Origin of the sequence: Glycomyces albidus (genome assembly GCF_009451885.1) — a bacterium.
Lineage (GTDB): Bacteria > Actinomycetota > Actinomycetes > Mycobacteriales > Micromonosporaceae > Glycomyces > Glycomyces albidus.
Genome location: NZ_WIAO01000026.1, coordinates 62,579 through 85,844, shown reverse-complemented (window position 1 = coordinate 85,844; position 23,266 = coordinate 62,579). Strand labels below are relative to the sequence as shown.

Here is a 23,266-nt window from a genome sequence, read left to right as displayed (position 1 = left end):
TACATCCGCTGGTACAACACCGAACGCATCCACACACGGCTTGAGGGCCTGACCCCGGCTGCATACCGGGCCCAGACCCTCATGGCCTAGCCTTCAAACACCAGTCCAACAATCGGGGACCAGTTCAACGGCGGTGCCCCTTCTGTACGGCCGGGCTGCGCGAGTCCGGCCGTGTTACCGGTCCATGAGCGCGAACACGCCCCAGCCGAGGTATTCGCGCTGGTATCGGGCGTGCTTGACGGGTGCCGTGTCGAGTTCGGCGCGGAGTTCGCCGGCGAGCTCGTCGTCGGGGTTGGCGTCGAGCCAGCGGCGGAGGTTGAGCCACTGGGCCGCCGAGTACCGGTCCCAGCTGTCCTGGTCGGCGAGGACCATCTCGACCACGTCGCAACCGAGGTCGCGGAAGTGCTCGAGGAGCTCGGGGAGCCCGAACAGCTCGTCCTTGGAGCCCATGTAGCAGCCTTCGACGGCGGCCTGATCGGGCGGGTCGAGCCGCCAGTACGGCTCGCCGATCAGCATCATCCCGCCGGGGGCGAGGCTGCGGCGCAGCAGGTCGACCGTGCCGTCGACGCCGCCTCCGATCCATGTGGCGCCGATGCAGGAGGCGATGCCGACGGGTGCGTCGGCGACGTGTCCGGCGGCGTCGCCGTGGACGAACGCGACCCGGTCGGCGACGCCGAGTTCGGCGGCGCGTTCGCGGGCGGAGTCGATGAAGACGGAGCTGATGTCGACGCCGGTGCCGGTGACACCGTGGTCGCGGGCCCAGGTCGAGAGCATCTCTCCCTTGCCGCAGGCGAGGTCGAGCATGGTCGTGCCCGGCTCGGGCCGGATCGCCCGGCCGAGGACGGCCAGCTTCTCCGGAGTGAACGGGTTGATCAGGCGGTGGCTGCTCTCGCGGATGGTGAAGGTACGTGGAAGGTCCACTATGATCGATCGTCCTTCGTCTGGAAGCGGATTGAACGGCTGGGGAGCGACCGGACCGAGCCGGCCGCTGATGCCTGGACGACCATCAAATACACCTGCTTCTGCGCTAGTGGCGTGCTGGACCCGGCGACGCTACAGCGGCGGAGCCGTTCCCGTCCAGTGCGTTTTCCGCGCCGTCACGAGTAGTGCTCGAGGAGCCGCCGGGCGAGTTCCCTCATGCGCTCGCGCGCCTCGGGCGGGCCGGTCACCGTCGCCGAGTCGGCGAAGGCGAGGAGCTGGCGCACGTCCTCGAGGACGCGGCAGCGCAGCACCGCCGGGGTGGTCCCGTCCGCGTCGGGCTCGCCGAGCGAGAGCCGGGAGCCGAGGATCCGCTGCGCCCGCTCCACCTGGTAGTTCGCGATCCGCAGGGTGACCTCGAGGTCGCCGCCGGACTCCCAGTCGGCGGTGAGTTCGGCGGCGAGCGCGGCGAGGCGCACGCCGGGGCGCAGCCGCCTCGCGGTGCGCAGCGGCTCCCAGCCGGCGATCTTCAGCAGGTTCAGCAGCCGCGGCGTCCCCGCCTCGTCGGCGACGAGGTACCACTTGCCGCCTTTCGCCAAGAGCCCGTAGGGATCCACGGTCCGCCACCGCGGCGGGCCGCCGGCGCGTTCGTACCGCACCCTGAGGCGGACGCCGCGGCGCAGGTCGCCGATGAGCTCGGCGGGGGAGACCCCTTCGGGTTCGCGGCCGAACCACGGCCGGTTGTCGCTGACGACGAGGTCGCCGACGGGGAGCAGGTCGTCGGCCGGGCGCGCGCCGGCGACCTTGCGCAGGGCCCGGCCGCTGACCTCCTCGACCCCGAGGCGCCGCCGCTGCTCCTCGTCGAGGCCGGTCAAGGCCAGATGCTCGCGTTCGCGCGGGGTGAGGCGGCTCGTGTCGAGCGAGCCGCCGGGGAGCATCGCGACGCCGCCGTAGCGGCCGCGGCGCATGAGGACCGGGAAGCCGGCGTCCTGGAGCCACCGCAGGTCGCGCATGACGGTCCGGTCCGAGACGCCGGTCTCCTCGGCGAGTGCGGCGACGGTCGTGTCCGGCCGCGACTGGAGGGCGAGGAGCAGGGAGAAGAACCGATCGGGAGTCACGGTTCGATGCTCCCATAGAACCTGACAGATCCCGTCAGGTTTCGCGGCTACGGTGGCGGCTCCGACGGAAAGGAGGGCAGTCATGCCCGCACCGAACATCTTCATCGTCTACGTCGCCGACGCGCCTGCCGCGGCCCGCTTCTACGGGGACCTCTTCGACATCGAACCGGTCTTCGAGACGCCGGCCTACATCTCGTTCGACCTCGGCTCCGCGAACGGCGGCGGCCGCGTCAGCCTCTCGCTGTGGAGCCGCTCCGCCGTGGACTTCGGCGAGGAGCACGTGCGCACCGGCGAGGTCTGCCTCGCCGTCGACGGCGCGCCCGCGTCGGTCGACGCGCTCTACGCGGAGTGGAAGGGCAAGGGCGTGCGGATCGTGGACGAGCCGCGCGACGAGGTCTTCGGCCGCACGTTCGTGGCCGCCGACCCCGACGGCAACCTCATCCGGGTCGCACCCGTCGACTAGCGGCGGTGGGCGGCGGCCTCCGGGCCGCCGCCCCTGCTCCCGACATGTCGCGAGCGGGCCGGGCGGTCGCCGAGGCGGCGACCGCCCGGCCCAAGCGCGGTAAGGCTCAGTGCGTTCAGGCTCAGCGCCTCAAGCCCCGCACGGCAAGGCTCAGCGCGCCGAGGCCCGCTGCGGGCCCGATTCACACCTGCCCGGCGCCCGCTCCCGCAGGCACCGTCGTCGGCAGGCTCGAGGCGGCGTCGAGCGTGTACGGGTAGTAGTTCCGCGGCTCGGCGACCGTGCCGGCGGTCTCGCACCTCCCGGAGGCGGTGAAGACGTTGGACCGCTCGACCAGACGGCCGGGGTCGGAGTCGGCGTAGCCGCTCGCCGAGTGGCACGGGAAGGGCACGTTCGCGAAGTAGTTGGCCTCCACCAGGACGCCGGCGTTCATCACGGACGCCACCGCGTACAGCTCGTTGGCGCGGAAGTAGTTGTTGTAGACGTGCACCGGCTCGCCGAAGCGCACCCGCGGGTGCCGCTGCGCAGACCCGTCGAAGTAGTTGTGGTGGATCGAGACCTTCAGGTGTCCGACGTCGGTGCTCGCGCCGTCCGAGTGTCCGATGAGCATGGACTTGTCGGTGCCGTCGAAGTGGTTCCAGGACACCGTGACGTAGTCGGCCTGCCGCACGACGTCGATCGAGCCGTCGGTCGGGTTGACGAACGTGTTGTGGTCGATCCAGATGTGGTGCGAGTTCTGGCCGACGTTGATCGCGTCGTCCTCGGCGTCGGCGAACGTCAGGTTCTGGACGATCACGTTGTAGGAGCGGTAGAAGTCGAACCCGCCGCCGCGGATCACCGCGTCGTCGCCGACCCCGAGGATCGTCTTGTTCGGACGGACTCCCTGCTTGCTGGTGATGTCGATGGTCCCCTCGACCAGGATGGTGAGCGGGCCGACGGTGTCGATGGCCTCGAGCAGCTCGTCGGTGGTGTCGACGGTGACCGCGGCCCCGCCGACGCCGCCGGTGGTCCCGTTCTGCCCCAGCGCGTTCACCGAGGCGAAGCCGTCCGCGCGGCCGACGACCTGCTGCTGGGCCGCGGCCCCGTCGGCGTACCGGGTGCCGACGGGGCCCGCTTGGACCGTGCCGGCGGTGACGGCCAGTGCCAGGCCGGTGAGCCCGACGACCATCGCCGCTCGGGTGCTGCGTTGTCGCATGACGATTCCTCCCATCAGGAGATATTTGCGTGTATCAATATGTTAGCGGTTGCCGACCGGCTTGGCAATCGATTGCACCGCCGGTCGCGCCACCCCCTCGTCTCCGACCGGTCACCCTGTGTGCCAAAGAGGACGGTGTCATACCCGGTTCCTAGACTGACGCCCGTGACCGAATCCGAGACCCCTTCCGCAGACGTGCTCCCCGATGAGGACCGCTTCGACTTCCCCGAGTCCTGGAGCCGCTTCGTCCGGCCCCGCCGCGGCCACGGCAGGCCCAAGCCGCTGAAGGCCGACCCCGACGCCGGCCGCGCCCTCCTCACCGAGCTCGACGCCCGCATCCGCGCGTCCCTCGACTACGAGACCAACCCCCGGTTCAAGGACCCGGGCCTCGCCTTCCTCGCCGGCGAGGCCGACGTCGAAGGCGCCGCCGCGGTCATGGCCGTCGTCAGCCGCGCGCAGTCGCCCTACCACTACTCGCTGCGCCCGCTGTTCGACCTGATCGCCGCCGACCACGGGCTGCCGTTCGCCGCCACCGCACTCGCCGAGTTCCTCACCCTCAAAGCGGACGCGCCCTCATACGGCAGCGAGATCGTCGAACTGGAGCGCATGACCCTCCAGGACCACCTGTGGGGCCGCATCGACCGCTCGAGCGAGTTCGAGGCGATCGCCTCGCACCTCGCCTCACTCCCGGACGCCGAGTACGCCGCGGTCGTGGACGCGCTCGCGCAGCGCCGCACCGACCCCCCGCGCCGCCTCGCCGTCAGCCTCCTCGTCCCCGACGAAGCGGCCTGGCTCGACGAGGTCTGCGCCGAACACCGTGCGCAGCAACCGAATTCGGCACCCTCCACGCTCCTGCTGCGGGTGGTCGGCACCGCGTCTCAACTCCAGGACCTCGACCCGAACGCCCCGTTCCTCCACTGGTTCAACACCAACGAGGTCGCCGACCTGCTCTACCGGCTCGGCGCCGAGGCGATGCCGATCCTCGAACGCCTCGTCCAGCTCAACAACAGCACCGACCAGTGGAAGACCGTGTACCGCGCGCTCGCGGCCGTTCCCGTGGACGGCGCCTTCGAGCTGATCCTGGACCGGCTCGACGACCCGCCCGCGATGGGCTTCGCGCTGGAGGCCGCCGCACGCTTCCCGCAGCGCGCCCTGCGCCTCATCGCGGCCCGCGCCGCAGGCGCCGACGCCGCCATGCGGCGGCGGTTGACGACCCTGCTGTACTGCGACCCGATCATCCTCGGCGCGGCGCTGCCGCTCCAGGAGCGGGCCGTCAAGGACGCGATCGCGGACCTCACCGGCGGGGCCGAGCGCGTCCCCGCGGCCCCGATCGAGGAACTGCCGCCGCTCCTCGCCTCGCCGCCGTGGGCGGCGCAGGCGGCCGAGGCCGCCCCGGTCGTGCTCAAAGGGCTCACCCCGCTTCCGATCAACCGGGTCGTCTGGGCCGCAGGCGAACGCGAGGAGTGGGCCGAGTACGAAGTCTCATGGTACGGCCACCGCAACTGGGTCGAGATGGCGAAGAACTTCGCGGAGGCCGGTCCCTACGCCCAGCCGGACATCCTGGCGATGGCCCCTCCCGAACTCACCGCCGAACTCCTCCCCGACTGGAGTCCCACCGCCGGGAGCCCCAAGCCCGGTGCGCTCAAACGCATCCTCGCCAACCACGGCACCGCCGCGGCCGAGGCGGTCGCCACCGCCGCCGGAGCGGACGCCTCGATGCGGACGGTGCTGCTCCCGATCGCCAACCTCACCGCCGCCCGGCTGGTCGCCGACGCGCTCGTCCGCCTCAAGACCATGCGCGCCTTCGCGTTCGCCTGGCTCGACCGGCACGCCGCCGACGCCGCCGCGCTCCTGGTCCCCGACGCCCTCGGCAAGACCAAGAAGCCGCGGGCCGCCGCCGAGGCCGCCCTGCGGTACATCGCCGGGAGCGCGGGCGCCGACGTCGTCCGCGAGGCCGCTGCCCAGTACGGCGCCGAGGCGGCCGCCGCCGTGGAGTCGCTTGCGGACGTCGATCCGCTGACTCCCGCCGTCGCCGTCCCCGAGCCCGGCGCGTGGGTCTCCGCGTTCGCGCTCCCGCAGATCCTGCTGCCCGGCCGCGAACGCGCCCTGCCCGACGCGGCCGTCAGGACCGCCGCGACGGTGCTCGCACTCGGCTCGCCCGACTACGACTACCCGGGCGTCGCGGTCCTCGCCGAGACCTGCGACCGCGCCTCGCTGACCCGCTTCTCGCTCGCCCTGTTCGAGCAGTGGCTGCTGGCGGGCGCCCCGTGGGACGAGTCGTGGGCGCTCACGCAGCTCATGCACTTCGGCGACGACGAGGTCGTGCGGGAGCTGACGCCGCTGATCGGCCGCTGGCCGGGCGAGAACCAGCACCACCGGGCCGTGAAGGGCCTCCGGGTCCTCGGCGCGATCGGCTCCGAGGCGGCCCTGCGGGCCATCCAGGGGATCGGCGAGAAGGCGAAGTTCACGGCGATCAAGGAGGAGGCCCGCGAGCAGATCACCGCCATCGCGGCGAACCTCGGCCTCTCCGCCGAGCAGCTTGCCGACCGGCTGGTGCCGGACTTCGGGCTGCGCGAGGAGTCGGCGCTCGTCCTCGACTACGGGCCCAGGCAGTTCAAGGTCGGCTTCGACGAGCAGCTCAAGCCCTTCGTGACCGACGCCGACGGCAAGCCGCGCAAGTCCCTCCCGAAGCCCGCCGCGAAGGACGACGCACTCCTGGCCGAGGCCGCCTACAAGCGGTTCGCGAACCTGCGCAAGGAACTCCGCACGGTCGCCGCGGACCAGGTCAAGCGCCTCGAGCGCGCCATGGTGACCGGGCGGTCGTGGACGCCGGCCGAGTTCGACGAGTACTTCGTGCGCCACCCGCTCACATGGCACCTCACCCGCCGTCTGGTGTGGACTGCCGACGACGGCGCCGGACCGGTCGCGTTCCGCCTCGCGGAGGACCGGACCCGCACCGACGTGGAGGAGAACGAGCTGGACGTCGCCGCGACCGCGGCCATCCGCGTCGCGCATCCGGTGCACCTCGGCGAGTCCGTCCCGGCATGGTCCGAGATCTTCGCCGACTACGAGATCGTGCAGCCGTTCGCGCAGCTCGGCCGCCCGGTCGACGCCTTCACCGACGAGGAGCTCGCGACCGGGCACCTGACCCGGTTCGAAGGCGCCTCGGTGAGCGTCGGCAGCCTGCTCGGCCTGGTGAAGCAGGGCTGGATCCGCGCCGGCGCGCTGGACGCGGGGATCGTCCACGGCATGTGGTGCGAACTGCCGGGCACCGGATACCTCGTGCTCGACCTCAGCCCGGGGCTCAACGCGGGCGACGTCAACGACAGCGGGGACCAGGACCTCGTGCAGGTCGTGATCTCCCAGTCGCACATGGCCGGCTGGACCCGGGCGCAGGCCACCGCCGGTCTCGCCGTCGGCGACCCGGTGGCGGCCTCAGAGGCCCTCACCGCCCTGGCGAAGGCCGTCGAAGCGGCGAGGTGACGCGAAGGCCGGGCCCTCCCGCGGGAGGGCCCGGCCGCGGCGGCTACCGCTTGATCAGGTCCTCGCTCAGCTCCCACAGGCGTCGCGCCGACTCGGGGTCGATCGCGTGCGGCACCACGTCGGAGCGGATGTCGGTCCCGGTGCCGAAGCTCATCGGCTTCGGGTCCTCGTCGAGCGGGCACACCTCGTTGTCCTTGAGGTAGACCCCGCCGATCCCGTCGAGGAGGGGGCTCGCGGCGGCGAACACACTGGTGCTCGCCCCCTGCTGCGGCGTCTTCATCTCCCGCGCGGGGTCGATGACGAACGCGCCGGACTCGTCGACCAGGCCCATAGCCCGCAGCTCCTCGTCCGTGAGCCAGGGCTGCCGCTCCTCGCCCTCGGCGAGGTACGGGCCCAGGTTCGTGGTCATGACGATGCCCGGGTGCACCGCGAAGCCGCGGATGCCGTCCGCGGACCAGCGGCGGTCGAGCTCGACGGCGAACAGGACGTTCGCGGTCTTGGACTGGCCGTACCCGAGCATCCCCATCGCGTCGTACCCGTCTGCCTGATCGGTGAAGTGCGGGTCGTCCCAGCGGATGTCGGAGAGCCGGTGGCCGCCGGAGGTCAGGTTGACGACGCGGGCGCCGCCGGCGGCCCGCAATGCGGGCAGCAGGCCCAGCGTCAACTGGAAGTGCCCGAGGTGGTTGGTCGCGAACTGCGACTCGTAGCCGCGCGCGTCGCGCACGAGCGGCCCGGCCATGATGCCCGCGTTGTTGATCAGGACGTGCAGGGGCCGGCCCGAGGCGAGGTACCGGTCGGCGAACGCGTCGATCGAGTCCGGGTCGAGCAGGTCGAGCCGAGAGGTCTCGACCCGGTCGATCCCGGCCAGGCGCTCGGCCGCCCGCTCGGGGTTGCGGGCGGCGACGGTGACCGCCGCGCCCGCCTTGCTCAGGGCCCGGGTGGTCTCGAGGCCGATGCCCTGGTGCCCGCCGGTGATGACGACGTGCCTGCCGGTCAGGTCGATCCCCGCGAGGATCTCGTCCGCAGTGGTGGCGGCGGTGAAGCCGGTGCCGATCGGGTGCTGTTGCTGTGTCATGTGGACCAGTCTGCTCGCCGTCGGCCGGACTATGAATAATTGCAAGTCCGTATTTCTTGCTCTAGAGTACGGACATGGCTGATCATCTCTCGCAGGTCTTCGACCTGGTCGAAGTCCGCGGCGTCGTCTCGGGCGGGTTCGCCGCCCGCGGGCCCTGGGGCTCCGGAGGCGACATCGGCGAGCGCATGAAGTTCATCGCGATGGTCTCCGGCCGCGCCGTGCTGCGCACCGACGGCATCGACGTCCCGATCGTCCTCGAGACCGGCGACGTCGCCATCCTCAACGGACGCTCGTGGCTGCGCCTCGAAGGCGGCGAAGGCGACGGCCCCCGGCGCGAGGTCGAACCGGACTTCGGCTTCGGGATCAACCGCCAGGACGCCGTGGAACTCGGCACCGACGACCTCGTCATCGGCGGCCGCGTCGACCTGAACGACGGCGGCCGCGAACTGCTCGCGCGCGCGCTCCCGCCGCTGGCCCACGTGCGGGCCTCGGCCGCCGCCGCGCCGACGGTCCGGGTGCTCCTCGCCCACCTCTTCGAAGAGGGCGCCGCCGACCGCATGGGATCGGCGTTCGCGCTGCGCCAGTACGGCCAGCTCCTGCTCCTCGAAGTCATCAGATCCTATGTAGACCAAGCAGAGCTGCCGCCGGGCTGGCTCCGCGTCCTCACCGACGAGCGCCTGCGCCCGGCCCTGCGCCTCATGCACGCCGAACCCGGCACGTCCTGGGGGCTCGAAGCCCTCGCGCGCGCCGCGGCGATGTCGCGGACCTCGTTCGCCGAGCGGTTCCGGGCCCTCGCCGGCGTCCCGCCCCTGACCTACCTCCACCGCTGGCGGATCCTGCTCGCGCAGCGGGCGCTGCGCGACGGCGACGTGCGCGTCGGGGCGCTGGCGTTCGAGCTCGGCTACGGCTCCGAGAGCGCGTTCAGCACCGCGTTCAAACGCGAGACCGGGGAGTCGCCCCTGCAGTACCGGCGCCGCCTCCGCGACGAAGGCGGCGCCGGCGCGGATCAGGTGTTGAGCGGCTCGGTCCCGTTGAGCACCGCCACGACCCGGTCGTAGTCGCCGCGGGCCTCGCCGTAGCGCAGGAACTTCACGCGCTCGACCTGGATCTCGGTCGCGTCCGGCTGCGACTCGATGAGCCCCACGGCCTCCGCGACGTAGTCGTCCAGCGGCATCGCGTGCGGGTCCGACTCGTGGCCGGGCATGAGCGCGGTCTGCACCGACGGCGGCTGGAGCTCGACGACCTTGACGGTCGTGTCGGCGAGCTGGAGCCGGATCGACTCGCTGAGCATGTGGATCGCGGCCTTCGAGGCGTTGTACGACGGCGTGATGCGCAGCGGCGTGAACGCCAGGCCCGAGGTGACGGTCATGATCGTCGCGTCCGGGCGGGTCTGCAGGTGCTCGATGAACGCGCCGATGAGGCGGATCGGACCGAGCACGTTCGTCTCGAACGTCTCGGCCGCGGTCTCGAGGAAGCCCTCGGGCCGGTGCCAGTCCTCGGCGCGCATGATGCCGGCCATCGTGACGAGCACGTTCAGCTCCGGGTGGCGCTCGAGCACCTCCTTCGCGGCGGCCGCGATGCTCGCCGGGTCGGCGGTGTCGATGCGGACGGTGTCCAGGCCCGGGTGCTCGGCGGCGATGCGGTCCAGCGCGTCGGTGCGGCGTCCGCCGACGATCACCTGGTTGCCCTTCGCCTGGAGGGCGAGGGCGAGCGCGAGGCCGATGCCGCTGGTCGAGCCGGGGATGAAGATCGTGTTCCCTGAAATGTTCATGCCCCGAGTCTCGGCGAATCCGGCGGCGGTGTGCAGAGACCGCTTGTCGGGGGATCGGCGGTCCCTGGTTCGCGGGCCCGAGCGGGCCGATACTTGGGGCATGGACCGCACCGCACTCGCCGACTTCCTCCGCCGCCGCCGCGAACGCCTCCAGCCCGGCGACGTCGGGCTCCCCGAGGGGGCCCGCCGCCGCGCCCCGGGGCTGCGCCGCGAGGAGGTCGCCTCGCTCGCGGCGATGTCCACGGACTACTACACCCGCCTGGAGCAGCAGCGCGGCCCGCAGCCGAGCGTGCAGATGCTCGCCTCGCTGGCCCGCGCCCTGCGCCTGACCGACCAGGAGCGCGACTACCTGTTCCAGATGGCCGGGCACAACGCGCCCGCGCGCCTGTCGGACTCCGGGCACGTGGCCCCCGCGCTCCTGCGGGTCCTCGACCGCCTCGAGGACACCCCGGCGCTGATCCTGTCGAACCTCGGCGAGGCGCTCGTCCAGAACCGCTTGGCCGTCGCCCTGTTCGGCGACCGCTCGTCCTACACCGGCCTGGACCGGTACGACGCCTACCGCTGGTTCACCCGCCCCGGCGAGCGCGCGAAGTACCCTGCGGACGACCGCGACCGGCAGGGCCGCGCCCTGGTCTCGGCCATCCGGGTCGCCTACGGCGCCATGGGCCCGAAGTCGCGGGCGGGCGAGCTCGTCGCCGCACTGCGGAAGCAGTCCGAGGAGTTCGCGGAGCTGTGGGACCGGCACGAGGTCGCCAAGCGCTTCGCCGACCACAAGACGCTCGTCCACCCCGAGGTCGGACCGATCGAACTCGACTGCCAGGTCCTCTACACCGAAGACCAGTCCCAGGCGCTGCTCGTGCTCACCGCCGAGCCGCGCAGCGAAGCCGAGGAGAAGCTCAAGCTGCTCGCGGTCCTCGGGCCCGCCCGGTCCTGAACGGCCGACGCCTCGGGCGCTGAACGGCTCAGGCCCTGAACGGCCCGACGCCTCGGGACCCGAAACGGCCCCGGACGCAAAAAAGAAGGGCCCAACGGCGCCTTCCCCTTACAAGATAGCAGGGCGGCCCGACCGGCTCGCAGCCGGGGGCCGCCCTGCGGTTCACGGCGCGGTCAGCGCCTCGGTGGGGGACAGGCGCGCGGCCTTGACCGCCGGGTAGAGCCCGGCGACCGCGCCGATCAGGGCGGTCGCGGCGACCCCGCCGCCCAGCGCCCACGCCGGCACGGTCGGCGGCCAGCCCTGCCAGGCCGCGTACGACGCGGTGATCAGCGAACCCAGCGCCACCCCGCCCGCGCCGCCCAGCAGCGACAGCAGCAGCGACTCCGCCAGGAACTGCCGGCGCACGTCGGCCCGGGTCGCCCCGAGCGACCGGCGCAGACCGATCTCGCCGCGCCGCTCCAGGACCGAGATGACCATCGTGTTCGCCACCCCGACCCCGCCCACCAGCAGCGCCACCGCCCCGATCCCCAGGAGCAGGCCGGTGAACGACGCCTCCGCCGCCTCGGCCGCGATCAGCGCGTCCGAGGGCCGCGAGACCTCGACCTCCTCGGGGTGCTCCGGATTCGCCGTCGCCCCGAGCACCGATCGCACCTCGGCCACCGCCGTCTCGGCGGCCCGCGTGTAGACCTCCGTGGCGTGCAGGTCGAAGCCCAGGTACGTCTCGGCCGCGTCCCAGCCGACGAGCGCGGCGTTGTCCAGCTCGGGCGCGAGGTCCACCGGTTCGAGCACCCCGACGACCGCGAACCACTGTCCGCCCAGCCAGATCTGCACCTCGGGGCCGGCGGTCACGCCGAGCGACGCGGCCGCGTCCGCGCCCAGGACCGCCGCCGGGAAGTCCCCGGCCGGCCCGTCGAGCCACTGCCCGGCGGCGAGCTCGGCGCCGACGACGCCGAGCAGGTCGGCCTCGGCGGCCTTGACCGCGATCCCGCCCGACTCGTTCTCGGGGATCCTGTCGGTCCGGTAGACCTTCGCGTCCTCCACCGTCCCGGTCGCCGCGGCCGACTCGACCGGCCCGATCCGCTCGATCATCGCGACCGCCTCGAGCGGGAGCTGCGACTCCCCGCCGAACAGCGACTGGCCGGGCGCGACCGTGAGCAGGTTCGTGCCCAGCTCGTCGAGTTTGCGGTCCAGTTCGGCCGAGCTCGACGCCGAGATCCCCACGACCGCGACCATCGCGGCGATCCCGATCGCGATCCCGATGGCCGACAACGTCACCCGCAGCGGCCGGGACCGCAGCCCGTGGGCGCCGACGCGCAACAGGTCAGTCCAGCGCATCCCGCACCATCCGTCCGTCGCGCATCTCGATCCGCCGCGGCAGGCCCGCGGCGATGTCCCGGTCGTGCGTGATCACCACGACCGTGGTCCCGCCCTCGTGCAGGTCCCGCAGCAGCCCCATCACCGTCGCGCCCGAGGCCGAGTCGAGGTTCCCCGTCGGCTCGTCCGCGAGCAGCAGCCGCGGCCCGCCGACGATCGCCCGCGCGATCGCGACGCGCTGGCGCTCCCCGCCGGACAGCTCGTGCGGGCGATGCCCGGTCCGGTGCGACAGCCCCACCCGGTCCAGTGCGGCCGCCGCGGCCTCGCGCCGCTTCGGCCGCGGCTCGCCCCGGTACAGGAGTCCGTCGGCGACGTTGTCGAGGACCGGCACGCCGTGGGCGAGATGGAACTGCTGGAACACGAAGCCCAGCTCGGCGGCGCGCAGCCGCGACAGCCGCCGGTCCGACAGCGCCGAGACGTCCTCGCCCGCGACCCGCACGGTCCCGGACGTGGGCCGGTCGAGCGTGCCCGCCAGGTTCAGCAGGGTCGACTTCCCCGAACCCGAGGGGCCGACGATCGCGACGAGCTCGCCTTCGCCGATCTCCAGCGAGACCCCGTCCAGCGCTCTCACGCCCGGGTAGGTCTTCGAAACCTCCTCCAGCACCACGACGCTCACGACGGCACCGCCACGGCCATGCCCGCCTCCAGGTCGCCCGAGACCTCCACGCGGCCGTCGGCGAACACGCCGGTCTCCACCGGCACCAGTTCGGACGAGGAGCCGTCGACGACCTCGACGCCGTACCCGCCCTCGCGCAGCGCCAGCAGCGCCTCGACGGGCACCGTGAGCACGTCCTCGCGGGTCTCGGCGACCAGCTCCACGGTCACCGGCGCCGACACCAGGCCGCCGAGGGCCGCCTGGTCCTCGACCGCCACGGTCACCTCGACGGTCTCCGGCTCCTCCGCGCCCTCCTCCTGCGACCCGGTCACCGTCTGGCCGATCGCGGACACCGCGCCCGCGGCCGCCGTCCCGTCCGGCAGCGTCACCGTGACCGCCTGGTCCACCGCGACCAGGTCCTGGTCGGCGATCTCGAGCTGCACCGTCACGCGCCGCTCGTCCGCGGTGTACGCCAGGACCGGCCCGTTCGCCGGGTCTCCCACGGCCGCAAGCCGGTCGGCGACCCTGACCGGGTTCGGCGAGAACAGGACGTCGCCCACGGCCACGGTCCCGGTCTCCTCGGTCCCGAGGTCGTCCTGCCACGCCTCGACCGCCGCCGCGGTCGCGTCCGTGTACGCGTCGTCCTCGGTGAACCCGTCGTAGCCCAGGTCGACCAGGTTCGACTCGAGCTGCGCCACATCGGGTCCCTCGACCCCGGGCGCCAGGGTCCGCCACAGCGGCAGGTCCCCGGACATCGCGACCACCGGCGCGTTGTCGACGTCGTAGACCGCGTCGCCGGCCCCGATCACCGTCCCCGGTTCGGGCAGCCACGTCACGACGCCCGGCTTCGTACCGTTCAGCGTGGCGGCCTCCCCGTACGAGAGCGTCCCGACGACCTCCTCCGACCGGGTCAGGTCCTGCCGCTCCACGGTCGCGGTCGCGCCCGGCGCGTCCGCCGACGCCGCCGGCTCGTCGCCGCCGGACCAGTACAGGGCCCCGGCCGCCGCCAGTCCCGCCGCCGCGGCCGTTCCGGCCGCGATCACCGCCGTCCGCCGCCTCATTGGCCCCGCACCTCTCCGAGGAGGTCCTGGCACGCCTCCAGCGCGGCGTCCCACTCCGGGTCGGCCGGGCCCTCCTCCAGCAGGGTGGGGCCGAAGCCGTCCTCGCCCGGGTCGGGCATGTCCTCGACCCCGTTGTCCCGCATGCACTGCGAGAACTCCAGCAGCGCGGCCTGCACTTCCGGGTCGGACATGTCGGCCTCGCCCGACGCCAGGTGATCCTGGCACGCCTCGACGGCCTCCGGCTCGGCCTCCATGACCTCCCGCAGCTCTTCGGCCTCGGCGAAACCGCCGTCCGGATCGGGATCGGGGAAGTCCACCCCCTCGTCGCGCATGCACTCGGCGAACGCCTGGATGCCCTCCTCCTGGCCGGCGTCCCCTTCGGACGCCTCCTCGGAGGCCGTGCCCCCGGCGCTCGCGACCTCGTCCTGCGGCTCGTCACTGCACGCGGCCGTCAGCGACAGCGCCGTCAGCGCGGCCGCGGCCAGCAGTACTCGTCTCATCGTGGCGTCTCCTTCGTTCTCGGATCGACGCCGCAAGTGAAGCCGCGGCCGCATGTGGTCGGCGTCAGCGGCGGCGCTTACGCCGCGCTTACACCGGACCTGGCAGCATCGTCACCGACAGGGGAGGAGCGCGGGATGCGCGTACTGGTGGTCGAGGACGAGCGGATGCTCGCCGACGCGATCGCGAAGGGCCTGCGGAGCGAGGGCATGGCCGTCGACGTCTGCTACGACGGCGACGCCGCGCGGCTGCGCCTGGCCGCGTACGACTACGACGTGGCGGTCCTCGACCGCGACCTGCCCCGCGTCGGCGGCGACGACCTGACCCGGAAGATCGTCGCCGGGCCCCACTCGACCCGGGTCCTCATGCTCACCGCCTCCTCCGGGGTCGACGACCGCGTCCACGGTCTGTCGCTCGGCGCCGACGACTACCTCGCCAAGCCGTTCGCGTTCGCCGAGCTCGTCGCCCGCGTGCGCGCCCTCGCCCGGCGCACCGCCCCCGCCGCGCCCCCTGTGGTCGAACGCGCCGGGATCACCCTCGACACGGTGGGCCGCCAGGTGTTCCGCGGCGGCCGCTACCTGCCGCTGTCGAAGAAGGAGTTCGGCGTCCTCGCCGAGCTCATGCGCCCGGGCGCCGCCGTCGTCTCCTCCGAGCGGCTGCTGGAGAAGGTCTGGGACGAGCACATCGATCCCGCGACGAACATCGTCCGGGTCACGATGATGACGCTGCGCCGCAAGCTGGGCGAGCCGCCCGTCATCGAGACCGTCCCCGGTTCGGGCTACGTCATCAGGGAGGACCGGCCATGAGGCTCCGCACGAGGCTCACCCTCTGGTACGGCGGCGCGTTCTTCGCCGCCGGCGCCGTGCTCACCACCGTCGTCTACCTGATCGTGCGCAGCCGCATCGCCGCGAACCTGCCGCAGCCCGGGGAGTCGCTCGAGGCGCTCGTCCAGGCCCGCGCCCACCTCGGCATGACCGAGGAGCAGCTCACGGACCTCATCGACACCGTCATCGAACGCCAGGAGGCCGCGAACGCGGCCACCCTCCAGGCGGTCCTGCTCGGCTCGGCCTTCGCGCTCGGCGTGATCGGCCTCCTCGCGGTCGGCTTCGGGTTCCTCATGGCCGGGCGCGTCCTGCGGCCGATCGACGCGATCACCGACACCGCCAGGCGGGTCGCGGACCGCTCCCTCCACGAGCGCATCAACCTCCGCGGTCCCAACGACGAGCTCAAGCGCCTCGCCGACACCTTCGACGGGATGCTCGCCCGCCTCGACCGCGCCTTCGAGGGCCAGCGCCGCTTCGTCGCCAACGCCTCCCACGAGCTGAAGACGCCCTTGGCGATCAACCGGACCCTCCTCGAGGTCGCCGCCGCCGAAGCCGACGCCGGGCACCGCGTCCGCGGCCTCGCCGCGAACCTCCTCGCCGTCAACGAGCGCCACGAGCGCCTCATCGACGGCCTGCTCACCCTCGCCGGCAGCGACCGCGCCCCCGCCGACCCGGTGCCGGTCGACCTGGCGGACATCGCCTCCCACGTCGCCGCCCAGTTCGCGCACGAGGCCGCGGAAGCGGATGTGGCCGTCGAGGTCTCGGCCGAGGAGGCGGTCACCGCCGGCGACGCCGCCCTCCTGGAGCGCCTGGTCGCCAACCTCATCGCGAACGGCATCCGGCACAACCGGCCCGGCGGCGCGCTCGCGATCGCGACCGCCGCCGTCGACGGCCGCGCCCGCCTCACCGTCGTCAACACCGGTCCGATCGTGGCCGCGTACGAGATCGACGCGCTTTTCCAGCCGTTCCGGCGCGGCGAGGGCCGCGACCGCATCGAGTCCGTCAAAGGCGTCGGCCTCGGTCTCTCCATCGTGGAATCCGTGGCGCGCGTCCACGACGCGGCGCTGGCCGCCGTCCCGAACCGGGACGGCGGCCTGCGCGTCACGGTCGAGTTCCCTTAACCCGCGACGACATCGAGGACCCAGGTCACCCCGAAGCGGTCCTTCACCATCCCGTACGCCTCGGCCCACGCCGACGGTCCGAACGGCTGGACCACGGTGCCGCCCTTCGCAAGCCCCTCCCACAGGTCCGTCAGCTCCGCGACGTCGCCGCCGCGCACCGACACGAAGAACGGGTCCTCGCCGCGGCTCAGCGGCAGCGCCGCCGGCACGTCGTAGGCCATCACCCGGAAGCCGCCGGGGGCCGACACCTGGCCCCACACCACCAGGTCGGCCTCGGCAGGGTCCTGGGCCGCGCCCAAGTCCCCGTAGGTCGAGACGACCAGGTCGCCGCCGAAGACGGACCGGTAGAACTCGAGCGCCGCCCGGGCCTCGCCGCGGAAGTTCAAATGGGGTGTGACGTTCACGGTCATGTCGTGCTCCTTCGCTGGTCCCGGGCGTCCCTCGCCCGGTACCGCCCCAGCGTGACCGGCATTCCGGCCGAGAAGTGTCCGCTCCTCCTGGCAGGATCGGCGCATGACCGGACCCTCGTCGCGGACCCTCCGCCTGCTCGCGCTCCTCCAGACCCGCCCCGACTGGACCGGCCCGCAGCTCGCGGACCGGCTCGAGACCAGCGAGCGCACCGTCCGCCGCGACGTCGACCGCCTCCGCGGCCTCGGCTACCGCATCACCGCGGTCCGCGGACCCCACGGCGGCTACCGCCTCGAACCCGGCTCGGCCCTCCCGCCGCTCCTGTTCGACGACGAGCAGGCCGTCGCCCTCGCCGTCGCGCTCCGGACCGCCGTGGGCACCGGGATGGAGGAGGCCGCGGCGCTCGCGCTCGCCACGGTCCGCCAGGTCCTGCCGCCGCGCCTGCGCCGCCGGGTCGACGCCGTCCAGGTCGCCGCCGTGCCCCGCGGCCCGCGCCCGGCCCCGGTCGACACCGGCGTCCTGCTCACGCTCGCCGCGGCCGTCAGGGACCGGTACGAACTGCGCTTCGACTACCGCCCTGACCAGCGGCCCGACCACGCCTTCGACCACCGCCGCGAACGCGGCGACACCAGACGCCGCACCGAGCCGCACCACCTGGCCACCTGGAACGACCGCTGGTACCTCGTCGCCTGGGACCTCGACCGCGGCGACTGGCGCATCTTCCGCGTCGACCGGATCGCACCCCGCACCCCCGCCGGACCGCGCTTCACGCCCCGCGACCTGCCCGGCGGCGACGTGACCGCCTTCGTGCAGGCCCGCTTCCGCGGTGCCGCCGGCGATCCCGACTGGCCCTGCCGAGGCGAGGCGGTCCTCCTCGCCTCCGCGGACGCCGTGGCCCCGTACATCGGCGACGGCCGCGTCGAACCCCTCGGCCCCGGCCGCTGCCGCGTCAGCCTCGGCTCGTGGTCGTGGACCGCGCTGGCGGCCTCCTTCGCCCGCTTCGACGCGGACGTCGAGGCCGCGGACCCGCCCGAACTCGCGCGCGCATTCGCCCGTCTCGCAACCCGATTCGCCGCCTTGTGACCGAACCCATCCTGAATCGTCTCGGTGATCCGCAAATGTATTGATACCGTGGCCGCAAGTCTCGCAAAGGAGCTGTTCCCATGGCACGACGGAAAATCGCCGCGCTCGCACTCGCCTTCGGTTCCGCACTGGCGCTCTCCGCCTGCGGCGAAGGGGAGCTGCCCATCGAAACGCCCACGTTGCCCGACTACCAGGAGTCCCTGGAGGACCTCGCCCCCGACTTCCCGACCGATCTCGCCTCGGAGCTCCAGGAGATCGCCCCCGACGTCACCGCCGCCGAGATCGTCGACGGCGCGCAGCAGCTCTGCACCTCCGCGGCCGAAGGCGCCGACGAGGAGCAGCTCGCCCGCGACGCCGCCTCGCTGTTCGGCGTCGAGGAGGCCGAGGGCCCGACGATCGTCGAGACGGTCCAGCCGTACTGCGACGTGATCGGCTGACCGATCAGCGCCTGAACGTCCGCCGGTAGGCCCCGGGAGCGACCCCGACGGTCTGCGCGAACTGCGCCCGGAAGTTGCTCGGACTCGGGAACCCGGTCTGCGCCGCGATCCGCTCCACGGTGTGGTCGGTCGTCTCCAGCAGCTCCTGGGCGTGGCGGATGCGCACGCCGCCGAGCCACTGGATCGGGCTCTGGCCCGTCTCCGCCGCGAACCGCCGCGTCAGCGTCCTCACGCTCACACCCGCGGCCGCGGCGATGTCCGCCAGCGAGAGGCTGCGGTGCGCGTTCTCCTCGATCCACGCGAGAACGCGCTCGAGGGTCGCCGTCTGGTAGGTCGGGCGGTTGCGCAGGATGTACTGCGCCTGTCCTCCCGTGCGCTGCAACGGGGTCACCGCCAGCCGCGCCGCGTCGGCCGCCACGGCCACGCCGTAGTCGCGCTGCACGATGTGGAGGCACAGGTCGAGCCCGGCCGCGGCCCCCGCCGACGTGAGCACCTGGCCGGCGTCGGCGTAGAGCACGTCGGGATCCACCTTCACGTTCGGGTGGCGGCGCGCGAGCTGCTCCGCCACCAGCCAGTGCGTGGTCGCCCGCCTCCCGTCGAGCAGGCCGGCCTCGGCGAGCGTGAACGCCCCGACGCAGATCGAGGCGATCCGCGACCCGCGCTCGGAGGCGAGCCGCAGCGCTTCGAGGACCGCGGGCGAGGTCGCGCGGAGCGGGTCGTTCCGGCCCGGCACCACGACCAGGTCCGCCCGCTCGAGCGCCTCCAGGCCCGCGTCGGTCGCGATCCGGATCGGACCCGCCGACGTCACCGGGCGCTCCCCGGCCGCGACGACCCGGTACCCCGGCCGCCCGTCGGGAAGCCGCACCCGGCCGAACACCTCCATCGGTGTGGCCAGATCGAACGCGATGGCGTCCTCCAGAGCGAGGACCACGACGGTGTGCATGGCCTGATCGTAACCGAATCCGAGGTCCCGAGCCCATGGCCGGATTCAGGCGGAATATGGCCGTCCAGCCATTGGCGGGCGGCGGCCGCGGCGCGAGCATGGGGGAGCCACGAAGCAACCGAAAGGACCTCCATGACCCGACGCCGCACCGGAGCGGGCGCATGACCGCGTTCCTGCTCTCCGTCCACGTGCTCGCCGCGATCCTCACCATCGGACCCGTCGCGATCGCCGCCAGCATGTTCCCGCCGGCGCTCCGCGCCGCCGCGCACGATCCCGGGAACCCGCGCAAGACCGCCGCGGTCGCGATCCTGCACCGCATCACCCGCGTCTACGCCGTCATCGGCGCGATCGTTCCGGTCTTCGGCGTCGCGACCGGCGCGAGCCTCGGCGTCCTCGGCGACGCCTGGCTCATCACCTCGATGATCCTCACCGCGAGCGCGGCCGCCGTCCTCATCGCGGTCATCCTCCCTACGCAGCGCCGCGGCCTCGAGTCCCTCGACCGCGCAACCGACGGTGCACTCGACAGTGCCCTCGACGCTGCTCTCGACACTGCACCCGACCGCGGCGAGGCGGTGCCCGGCGCCGATGCCGCGACCGCGGCCGGCCGCAGCCTCGCCATGGCCACGGGCGTCTTCAACCTGCTCTGGGCGATCGTCGTGGTCCTGATGATCTACCGGCCCGGCTCGACGACGGGGGTCTGAGATGGAGCCCCGCCGCGTCCTGCACCTCATCGGGGCGGTCGAGCTGTCGACCTTCCTGCTCATGATGGCGAACCTCGCCACCGTCCACCTGCAACTCCTCTCGAGCATCCTGGGCCCGCTCCACGGCCTCGCCTACACGCTCACCGTGATCGCCGCGGCCCTCCTCTCGCAGGGCCGCCACCGCGTCTGGCTGCTCGCGCTCGTCCCGGCGGTCGGCGGCCTCCTCGCCGCGCGCGCACTACCGGCCCCGGACGCCACCGTGTGACACACCGCCCCCGGAAGCTCCGCACCGTCCAAAAGGTGCGGAGCTTCTGTGCGTTCGGGCCTCACGGCGTGTAGAGCGCTCCAATTCACAACAAGGTTTCTAGCAGGGGCGAATTAGTCGCAATACCGATATGAACCGCGAAAACGTGTGACCGTATCATGATCCGATCGAATGCTTCTGTACAGGAAGGATCACTCCCGGTGCCCGACGCACCCACCCCCCGGCTGGTCTACGACGCCTATCTCATCACCGCCTACCACGACTTCTACAAACCCGCGGTCGCGCCGCGCGTCATCGGGCTGGGTCTCGGCGCGGCGCTGCTGGCGGAACTGGTGTTCTCGGGCCACCTCGCCGTCCGGAGCCACGAGGGCCGGGACCTGGTGGTGCCGGAGCCGCGCGGCGGTCCTCCGCGGGATTCGCTGGGGCTGTGGCTGACCGAGCTCGTCCAAGGCGAGCCGGACGCCCTCGCCGTGTCCCAATGGCTCGAATACCTGGCCATCGCCGACACCCAGACCAAGACCGCCGAGCACATGGTCGTGGCCGGGCTGATGGTGCGCGGGGAGCACCGCAGCCGCTGGCTCGGCAAGGTGCAGGTCACCTATGACGCGGCGGACGCCCTGATCGCCCAGGCGCCGCTCGCCCGGCTGCGCCGCCATCTGTCCACGATGGATCGACGAATGCCGTTGCTCGACGCATTCCTCCTCGCTCTCACCGAGGCCGTCGGACTGTCGAAACCCCTGTACTCCCAGATGCCCCCCGGCGCGCGCGAATACGCCGAGGGCCATCTGCGGGTGCTGCCCGCGCCGCTCCAGGCGATCCGCGGGCACCTCACCGCCGCGGTGGCGGACACCGCCATCACCGGCAACCTCTAGTACGCACTTAGGAGTCACGCCCCATGTCAGCTCCCTCACCGGCGAGCGCGGTCCAGTCCGCACTGGCCCGCGACAAACTCGGAACCTTCAGCCTCCTCCACTTCTCCCTCACCGCCGCCACCCCGCTCACGGTGATCGCCGGCGGCGTCGTCGTCATGTTCGCCGTGGCCGGCCAGATCGGCATCCCGCTCGGCTACGTGATCATCGCGGTCTCCTTGTGGCTGTTCAGCGTCGGCTACACCGCGATGGCCCGGCATATCGCCAACGCCGGCGCGATGTACGCGTTCGTCGCCCGGGGCCTGGGCCGGGTCCCCGGCGTCGCCGCCGCGTGGGTCGCCGCCACCGCCTACTGCGCCCTCCAGATCAGCCTCTACGGCCTGCTCGGCATCACCGCGCAGGGCCTGTTCGAGCGCACGGGCCTGTCCCTGCCGTGGTGGGTGTTCGCCCTCGCCGCCTGGGTGCTGGTCGGCCTGCTCGGCACCCGCGCGGTCGACATCAACGCGAAGGTCCTGGCCGTGCTCCTCACCGTCGAGGTCGCGGTCATCCTCCTGTTCAGCGTCTCGAACTTCGCGCACCCCGCGGACGGCCTGTCCTTCGCCTCGCTCTCGCCGAGCGCGCTCGGCGGCGAGGCCGCCGGAGCCGTGCTCGCCCTGGCCGTCATCGGCTTCATCGGCTTCGAATCGCCCACCGTCTACGGCGAGGAGGCCCGCGACCGCAAACGCACCGTCGCGCGCGCCACGCTCGCCACGATCGGCATCCTCGCCGTCATCTACATCGCCGCGTCGTGGTCGATCATCACCGCCGTCGGCGACGACGACGTGGTCGCGGCCAGCGCCGACCCCGACCTCATGTTCACCCTCGCCGGCGACCAGCTCGGCGGCGCGTGGGTGACGATCGGCCAGGTCCTCCTGCTCACCTCGGTCACCGCCGCGGCCCTGAGCTTCCACAACACGACCGCGCGGTACCTGTTCGCGCTCGGGCGCGAGCAGGTCGTCTTCTCGTGGCTCGGCCGCACCTCGGTGCGCACCTGCGCGCCGGTGGCCGCGTCGGTCACCCAGACCGCCGTCGGCGGCGCGGTGCTCGTCCTGTGGGCCGTGCTCGGGCTCGACCCGCTGGTGCACCTGTTCTTCTACCTCGGCACCGCGTCGGGCATCGGCCTGATCGCGCTCATCCTGACCTGCGCCATCGCGGTCCTGACCTACTTCGCGCGGGATCGGCGCGACGAGTCGGTCTGGGCCGCGGTCATCGCGCCGGTCCTCGCGGTCCTGGTGATGGGCGGGGTCATGTACCTGTCCGTGATCCACTTCCACACGCTGCTCGGCGTCGAGGAGGGGTCGCTCCTGCCGACGCTGGTGCCGATCCTCTTCGGCGCGCTGGCACTCCTGGGCGCCGGCTGGGGGCTGTTCCTCAAAAAGGCCCGGCCCGAGGTGTACGCGGGCATCGGCCACGGCGCGAAGGCGCCCCTGGTGCAGGCGGCCGAGCGGGCCGCGGTCCCGGTCGGAGCCGCCGGTGAATAGCGCGTACGGGGCCGTGGCGGCGATGCTCGCCCGCGAGTTCAACGACCTGCCCACCGCCCGCTGGCTCGTGGACGACCCGGACGAGCGGCTCGAGGCCGTCCGCGGCCAGTTCGAGCTCCTCGTCGAGCACGCCCTCGGGCACGGCGGCGTGGTCACCTCGGGCGACCTCGACGGCGCGGTGGTGTGGTTCGACCACACCGCCGAAGCGCCGCCGATCCCCGACTACGACGAGCGGATGCTCGCCGCGTGCGGGCCCCACATCGACCGGTTCCGCCGCCTCGACGAGGTGATGGAGGCGCACCACCCTGACGCCCCGCACCACTACATAGCGCTCGTCGGGGTGCGGAAGGAGCAGCGCGGCAACGGGATCGCGACCGCGATGCTCCAGCGCCACCACCGGGTCCTCGACCGGGACGGCATTCCGGCCTACCTCGAGGCGGTCTCGCCCGAGACCGCGAAACTGTACGGGAAGCTCGGCTACGAGCCGCTCGGCGAGCGGTACGGCCTCGCCGACGGGGGACCGTACCTCTATCCGATGTGGCGCGAGCCGCAGGCCGCCTGAACGACGGCGGCGGGCCCGGGAGGGCCCGCCGCCGGTTCGAGCATCGTGATC

25 protein-coding genes are annotated in these 23,266 nt (G+C 72.7%); 14 read left to right on the top strand and 11 right to left on the bottom strand.

What is annotated here, in order from left to right; all coding sequences use genetic code 11:
* Positions 1-3: 3 nt before the first annotated feature.
* Positions 4-90, top strand: coding sequence for an IS3 family transposase (locus GFD30_RS19070; RefSeq protein ID WP_322633022.1), 87 nt, complete (start codon positions 4-6; stop codon positions 88-90).
* A gap of 84 nt (positions 91-174) precedes the next feature.
* Here GFD30_RS19070 and GFD30_RS19065 read toward each other — a convergent pair whose 3' ends face one another.
* Positions 175-921 (bottom strand): SAM-dependent methyltransferase, encoded by a 747-nt coding sequence (locus tag GFD30_RS19065; protein WP_322633407.1) that lies wholly within the window; start codon positions 919-921, stop codon positions 175-177.
* Between the two features lie 176 nt (positions 922-1,097).
* A complete protein-coding gene (locus GFD30_RS19060; RefSeq protein ID WP_322633406.1) occupies positions 1,098-2,036 on the bottom strand; it encodes a helix-turn-helix transcriptional regulator in 939 nt (312 codons plus the stop codon).
* A gap of 82 nt (positions 2,037-2,118) precedes the next feature.
* On the opposite strand from GFD30_RS19060, the gene GFD30_RS19055 reads away from it, so the two are divergent.
* On the top strand, positions 2,119-2,499 hold the full coding sequence (locus GFD30_RS19055) for a VOC family protein (RefSeq protein ID WP_153026768.1): 381 nt from the start codon (positions 2,119-2,121) through the stop codon (positions 2,497-2,499).
* Between the two features lie 181 nt (positions 2,500-2,680).
* Here the strand turns inward: GFD30_RS19055 and GFD30_RS19050 are convergent, their stop codons facing one another.
* Positions 2,681-3,691, bottom strand: coding sequence for a pectate lyase family protein (locus GFD30_RS19050; protein WP_153026767.1), 1,011 nt, complete (start codon positions 3,689-3,691; stop codon positions 2,681-2,683).
* A 165-nt stretch (positions 3,692-3,856) separates the two neighbouring features.
* Here GFD30_RS19050 and GFD30_RS28045 point away from each other — a divergent pair, with 165 nt between their 5' ends.
* Entirely contained in the window at positions 3,857-7,174 is a 3,318-nt protein-coding gene (locus tag GFD30_RS28045; protein ID WP_153026766.1) for a DUF4132 domain-containing protein, read from the top strand.
* 43 nt (positions 7,175-7,217) lie between these two features.
* On the opposite strand, the gene GFD30_RS19040 is transcribed toward GFD30_RS28045, so the two are convergent.
* Positions 7,218-8,249, bottom strand: coding sequence for an SDR family NAD(P)-dependent oxidoreductase (locus GFD30_RS19040; protein WP_153026765.1), 1,032 nt, complete (start codon positions 8,247-8,249; stop codon positions 7,218-7,220).
* 74 nt (positions 8,250-8,323) lie between these two features.
* On the opposite strand from GFD30_RS19040, the gene GFD30_RS19035 reads away from it, so the two are divergent.
* On the top strand, positions 8,324-9,307 hold the full coding sequence (locus GFD30_RS19035; protein WP_153026764.1) for an AraC family transcriptional regulator: 984 nt from the start codon (positions 8,324-8,326) through the stop codon (positions 9,305-9,307).
* On the opposite strand, the gene GFD30_RS19030 is transcribed toward GFD30_RS19035, so the two are convergent.
* Positions 9,256-10,020, bottom strand: a complete 765-nt coding sequence (locus tag GFD30_RS19030; protein WP_153026763.1) for an SDR family oxidoreductase — start codon at positions 10,018-10,020, stop codon at positions 9,256-9,258. The two genes, GFD30_RS19035 and GFD30_RS19030, sit on opposite strands and share 52 nt — an antisense overlap.
* A gap of 100 nt (positions 10,021-10,120) precedes the next feature.
* Here GFD30_RS19030 and GFD30_RS19025 point away from each other — a divergent pair, with 100 nt between their 5' ends.
* Positions 10,121-10,954: a helix-turn-helix transcriptional regulator gene (locus GFD30_RS19025; protein WP_153026762.1), complete on the top strand. Its 834-nt coding sequence runs from the start codon at positions 10,121-10,123 to the stop codon at positions 10,952-10,954.
* A gap of 162 nt (positions 10,955-11,116) precedes the next feature.
* Here the strand turns inward: GFD30_RS19025 and GFD30_RS19020 are convergent, their stop codons facing one another.
* From GFD30_RS19020 to GFD30_RS19005, 4 genes are read right to left on the bottom strand one after another with little or no spacing between them, the layout of a single operon-like run.
* Entirely contained in the window at positions 11,117-12,289 is a 1,173-nt protein-coding gene (locus GFD30_RS19020) for an ABC transporter permease (protein WP_153026761.1), read from the bottom strand.
* Positions 12,276-12,944 (bottom strand): ABC transporter ATP-binding protein, encoded by a 669-nt coding sequence (locus tag GFD30_RS19015; protein ID WP_322633405.1) that lies wholly within the window; start codon positions 12,942-12,944, stop codon positions 12,276-12,278. The genes GFD30_RS19020 and GFD30_RS19015 overlap by 14 nt, the downstream gene beginning before the upstream one ends.
* On the bottom strand, positions 12,941-13,984 hold the full coding sequence (locus GFD30_RS19010; RefSeq protein WP_153026760.1) for a peptidoglycan-binding protein: 1,044 nt from the start codon (positions 13,982-13,984) through the stop codon (positions 12,941-12,943). The genes GFD30_RS19015 and GFD30_RS19010 overlap by 4 nt, the downstream gene beginning before the upstream one ends.
* Positions 13,981-14,484: a hypothetical protein gene (locus tag GFD30_RS19005; protein WP_153026759.1), complete on the bottom strand. Its 504-nt coding sequence runs from the start codon at positions 14,482-14,484 to the stop codon at positions 13,981-13,983. Before GFD30_RS19005 ends, GFD30_RS19010 begins: the two co-directional genes overlap by 4 nt.
* 135 nt (positions 14,485-14,619) lie before the next feature.
* On the opposite strand from GFD30_RS19005, the gene GFD30_RS19000 reads away from it, so the two are divergent.
* Together GFD30_RS19000 and GFD30_RS18995 are read left to right on the top strand one after the other, a co-directional pair.
* On the top strand, positions 14,620-15,288 hold the full coding sequence (locus GFD30_RS19000; protein ID WP_153026758.1) for a response regulator transcription factor: 669 nt from the start codon (positions 14,620-14,622) through the stop codon (positions 15,286-15,288).
* On the top strand, positions 15,285-16,427 hold the full coding sequence (locus GFD30_RS18995; protein ID WP_153026757.1) for a sensor histidine kinase: 1,143 nt from the start codon (positions 15,285-15,287) through the stop codon (positions 16,425-16,427). The genes GFD30_RS19000 and GFD30_RS18995 overlap by 4 nt, the downstream gene beginning before the upstream one ends.
* Here GFD30_RS18995 and GFD30_RS18990 read toward each other — a convergent pair.
* The gene (locus GFD30_RS18990; protein WP_153026756.1) at positions 16,424-16,837 is read right to left on the bottom strand and encodes a VOC family protein; all 414 of its coding nucleotides are present in this window, start codon (positions 16,835-16,837) and stop codon (positions 16,424-16,426) included. The two genes, GFD30_RS18995 and GFD30_RS18990, sit on opposite strands and share 4 nt — an antisense overlap.
* 103 nt (positions 16,838-16,940) lie before the next feature.
* On the opposite strand from GFD30_RS18990, the gene GFD30_RS18985 reads away from it, so the two are divergent.
* Positions 16,941-17,918 carry a helix-turn-helix transcriptional regulator gene (locus GFD30_RS18985; protein WP_153026755.1) on the top strand — a complete coding sequence of 326 codons (978 nt, stop codon included), beginning with the start codon at positions 16,941-16,943 and terminating at the stop codon, positions 17,916-17,918.
* Positions 17,919-17,998: 80 nt separating this feature from the next.
* Positions 17,999-18,355 (top strand): hypothetical protein, encoded by a 357-nt coding sequence (locus GFD30_RS18980; protein WP_153026754.1) that lies wholly within the window; start codon positions 17,999-18,001, stop codon positions 18,353-18,355.
* Positions 18,356-18,359: 4 nt separating this feature from the next.
* On the opposite strand, the gene GFD30_RS18975 is transcribed toward GFD30_RS18980, so the two are convergent.
* Positions 18,360-19,298, bottom strand: coding sequence for a GlxA family transcriptional regulator (locus tag GFD30_RS18975; protein WP_153026753.1), 939 nt, complete (start codon positions 19,296-19,298; stop codon positions 18,360-18,362).
* A gap of 161 nt (positions 19,299-19,459) precedes the next feature.
* Between GFD30_RS18975 and GFD30_RS18970 the strand changes: the two genes are divergently transcribed.
* From GFD30_RS18970 to GFD30_RS28040, 5 genes are all read left to right on the top strand, one after another.
* Complete coding sequence (locus tag GFD30_RS18970; protein WP_153026752.1) at positions 19,460-19,999, top strand: hypothetical protein; 540 nt, start codon at positions 19,460-19,462, stop codon at positions 19,997-19,999.
* Between the two features lies 1 nt (position 20,000).
* Positions 20,001-20,264: a hypothetical protein gene (locus tag GFD30_RS18965; RefSeq protein ID WP_153026751.1), complete on the top strand. Its 264-nt coding sequence runs from the start codon at positions 20,001-20,003 to the stop codon at positions 20,262-20,264.
* A 200-nt stretch (positions 20,265-20,464) separates the two neighbouring features.
* The gene (locus GFD30_RS18960) at positions 20,465-21,136 is read left to right on the top strand and encodes a GPP34 family phosphoprotein (RefSeq protein ID WP_194202015.1); all 672 of its coding nucleotides are present in this window, start codon (positions 20,465-20,467) and stop codon (positions 21,134-21,136) included.
* Between the two features lie 23 nt (positions 21,137-21,159).
* Positions 21,160-22,653, top strand: coding sequence for an APC family permease (locus tag GFD30_RS18955; RefSeq protein ID WP_153026749.1), 1,494 nt, complete (start codon positions 21,160-21,162; stop codon positions 22,651-22,653).
* Positions 22,646-23,215, top strand: a complete 570-nt coding sequence (locus GFD30_RS28040) for a GNAT family N-acetyltransferase (protein ID WP_153026748.1) — start codon at positions 22,646-22,648, stop codon at positions 23,213-23,215. Before GFD30_RS18955 ends, GFD30_RS28040 begins: the two co-directional genes overlap by 8 nt.
* The last annotated feature ends 51 nt before the right edge of the window (positions 23,216-23,266 follow it).

What these genes read in the sequence shown, in the direction of transcription:
- GFD30_RS18975 (WP_153026753.1), bottom strand. Translation starts at nt 19,298, where the DNA reads ATGCACACCGTCGTGGTCCTCGCTCTGGAGGACGCCATCGCGTTCGAT.
- GFD30_RS19025 (WP_153026762.1), top strand. Translation starts at nt 10,121, where the DNA reads ATGGACCGCACCGCACTCGCCGACTTCCTCCGCCGCCGCCGCGAACGC.
- GFD30_RS19005 (WP_153026759.1), bottom strand. Translation starts at nt 14,484, where the DNA reads ATGAGACGAGTACTGCTGGCCGCGGCCGCGCTGACGGCGCTGTCGCTG.
- GFD30_RS18980 (WP_153026754.1), top strand. Translation starts at nt 17,999, where the DNA reads ATGGCACGACGGAAAATCGCCGCGCTCGCACTCGCCTTCGGTTCCGCA.
- GFD30_RS19030 (WP_153026763.1), bottom strand. Translation starts at nt 10,020, where the DNA reads ATGAACATTTCAGGGAACACGATCTTCATCCCCGGCTCGACCAGCGGC.
- GFD30_RS18995 (WP_153026757.1), top strand. Translation starts at nt 15,285, where the DNA reads ATGAGGCTCCGCACGAGGCTCACCCTCTGGTACGGCGGCGCGTTCTTC.
- GFD30_RS18955 (WP_153026749.1), top strand. Translation starts at nt 21,160, where the DNA reads ATGTCAGCTCCCTCACCGGCGAGCGCGGTCCAGTCCGCACTGGCCCGC.
- GFD30_RS18965 (WP_153026751.1), top strand. Translation starts at nt 20,001, where the DNA reads ATGGAGCCCCGCCGCGTCCTGCACCTCATCGGGGCGGTCGAGCTGTCG.
- GFD30_RS18990 (WP_153026756.1), bottom strand. Translation starts at nt 16,837, where the DNA reads ATGACCGTGAACGTCACACCCCATTTGAACTTCCGCGGCGAGGCCCGG.
- GFD30_RS18985 (WP_153026755.1), top strand. Translation starts at nt 16,941, where the DNA reads ATGACCGGACCCTCGTCGCGGACCCTCCGCCTGCTCGCGCTCCTCCAG.
- GFD30_RS19055 (WP_153026768.1), top strand. Translation starts at nt 2,119, where the DNA reads ATGCCCGCACCGAACATCTTCATCGTCTACGTCGCCGACGCGCCTGCC.
- GFD30_RS19040 (WP_153026765.1), bottom strand. Translation starts at nt 8,249, where the DNA reads ATGACACAGCAACAGCACCCGATCGGCACCGGCTTCACCGCCGCCACC.
- GFD30_RS19000 (WP_153026758.1), top strand. Translation starts at nt 14,620, where the DNA reads ATGCGCGTACTGGTGGTCGAGGACGAGCGGATGCTCGCCGACGCGATC.
- GFD30_RS19035 (WP_153026764.1), top strand. Translation starts at nt 8,324, where the DNA reads ATGGCTGATCATCTCTCGCAGGTCTTCGACCTGGTCGAAGTCCGCGGC.
- GFD30_RS18970 (WP_153026752.1), top strand. Translation starts at nt 19,460, where the DNA reads ATGACCGCGTTCCTGCTCTCCGTCCACGTGCTCGCCGCGATCCTCACC.
- GFD30_RS19050 (WP_153026767.1), bottom strand. Translation starts at nt 3,691, where the DNA reads ATGCGACAACGCAGCACCCGAGCGGCGATGGTCGTCGGGCTCACCGGC.
- GFD30_RS19020 (WP_153026761.1), bottom strand. Translation starts at nt 12,289, where the DNA reads ATGCGCTGGACTGACCTGTTGCGCGTCGGCGCCCACGGGCTGCGGTCC.
- GFD30_RS19010 (WP_153026760.1), bottom strand. Translation starts at nt 13,984, where the DNA reads ATGAGGCGGCGGACGGCGGTGATCGCGGCCGGAACGGCCGCGGCGGCG.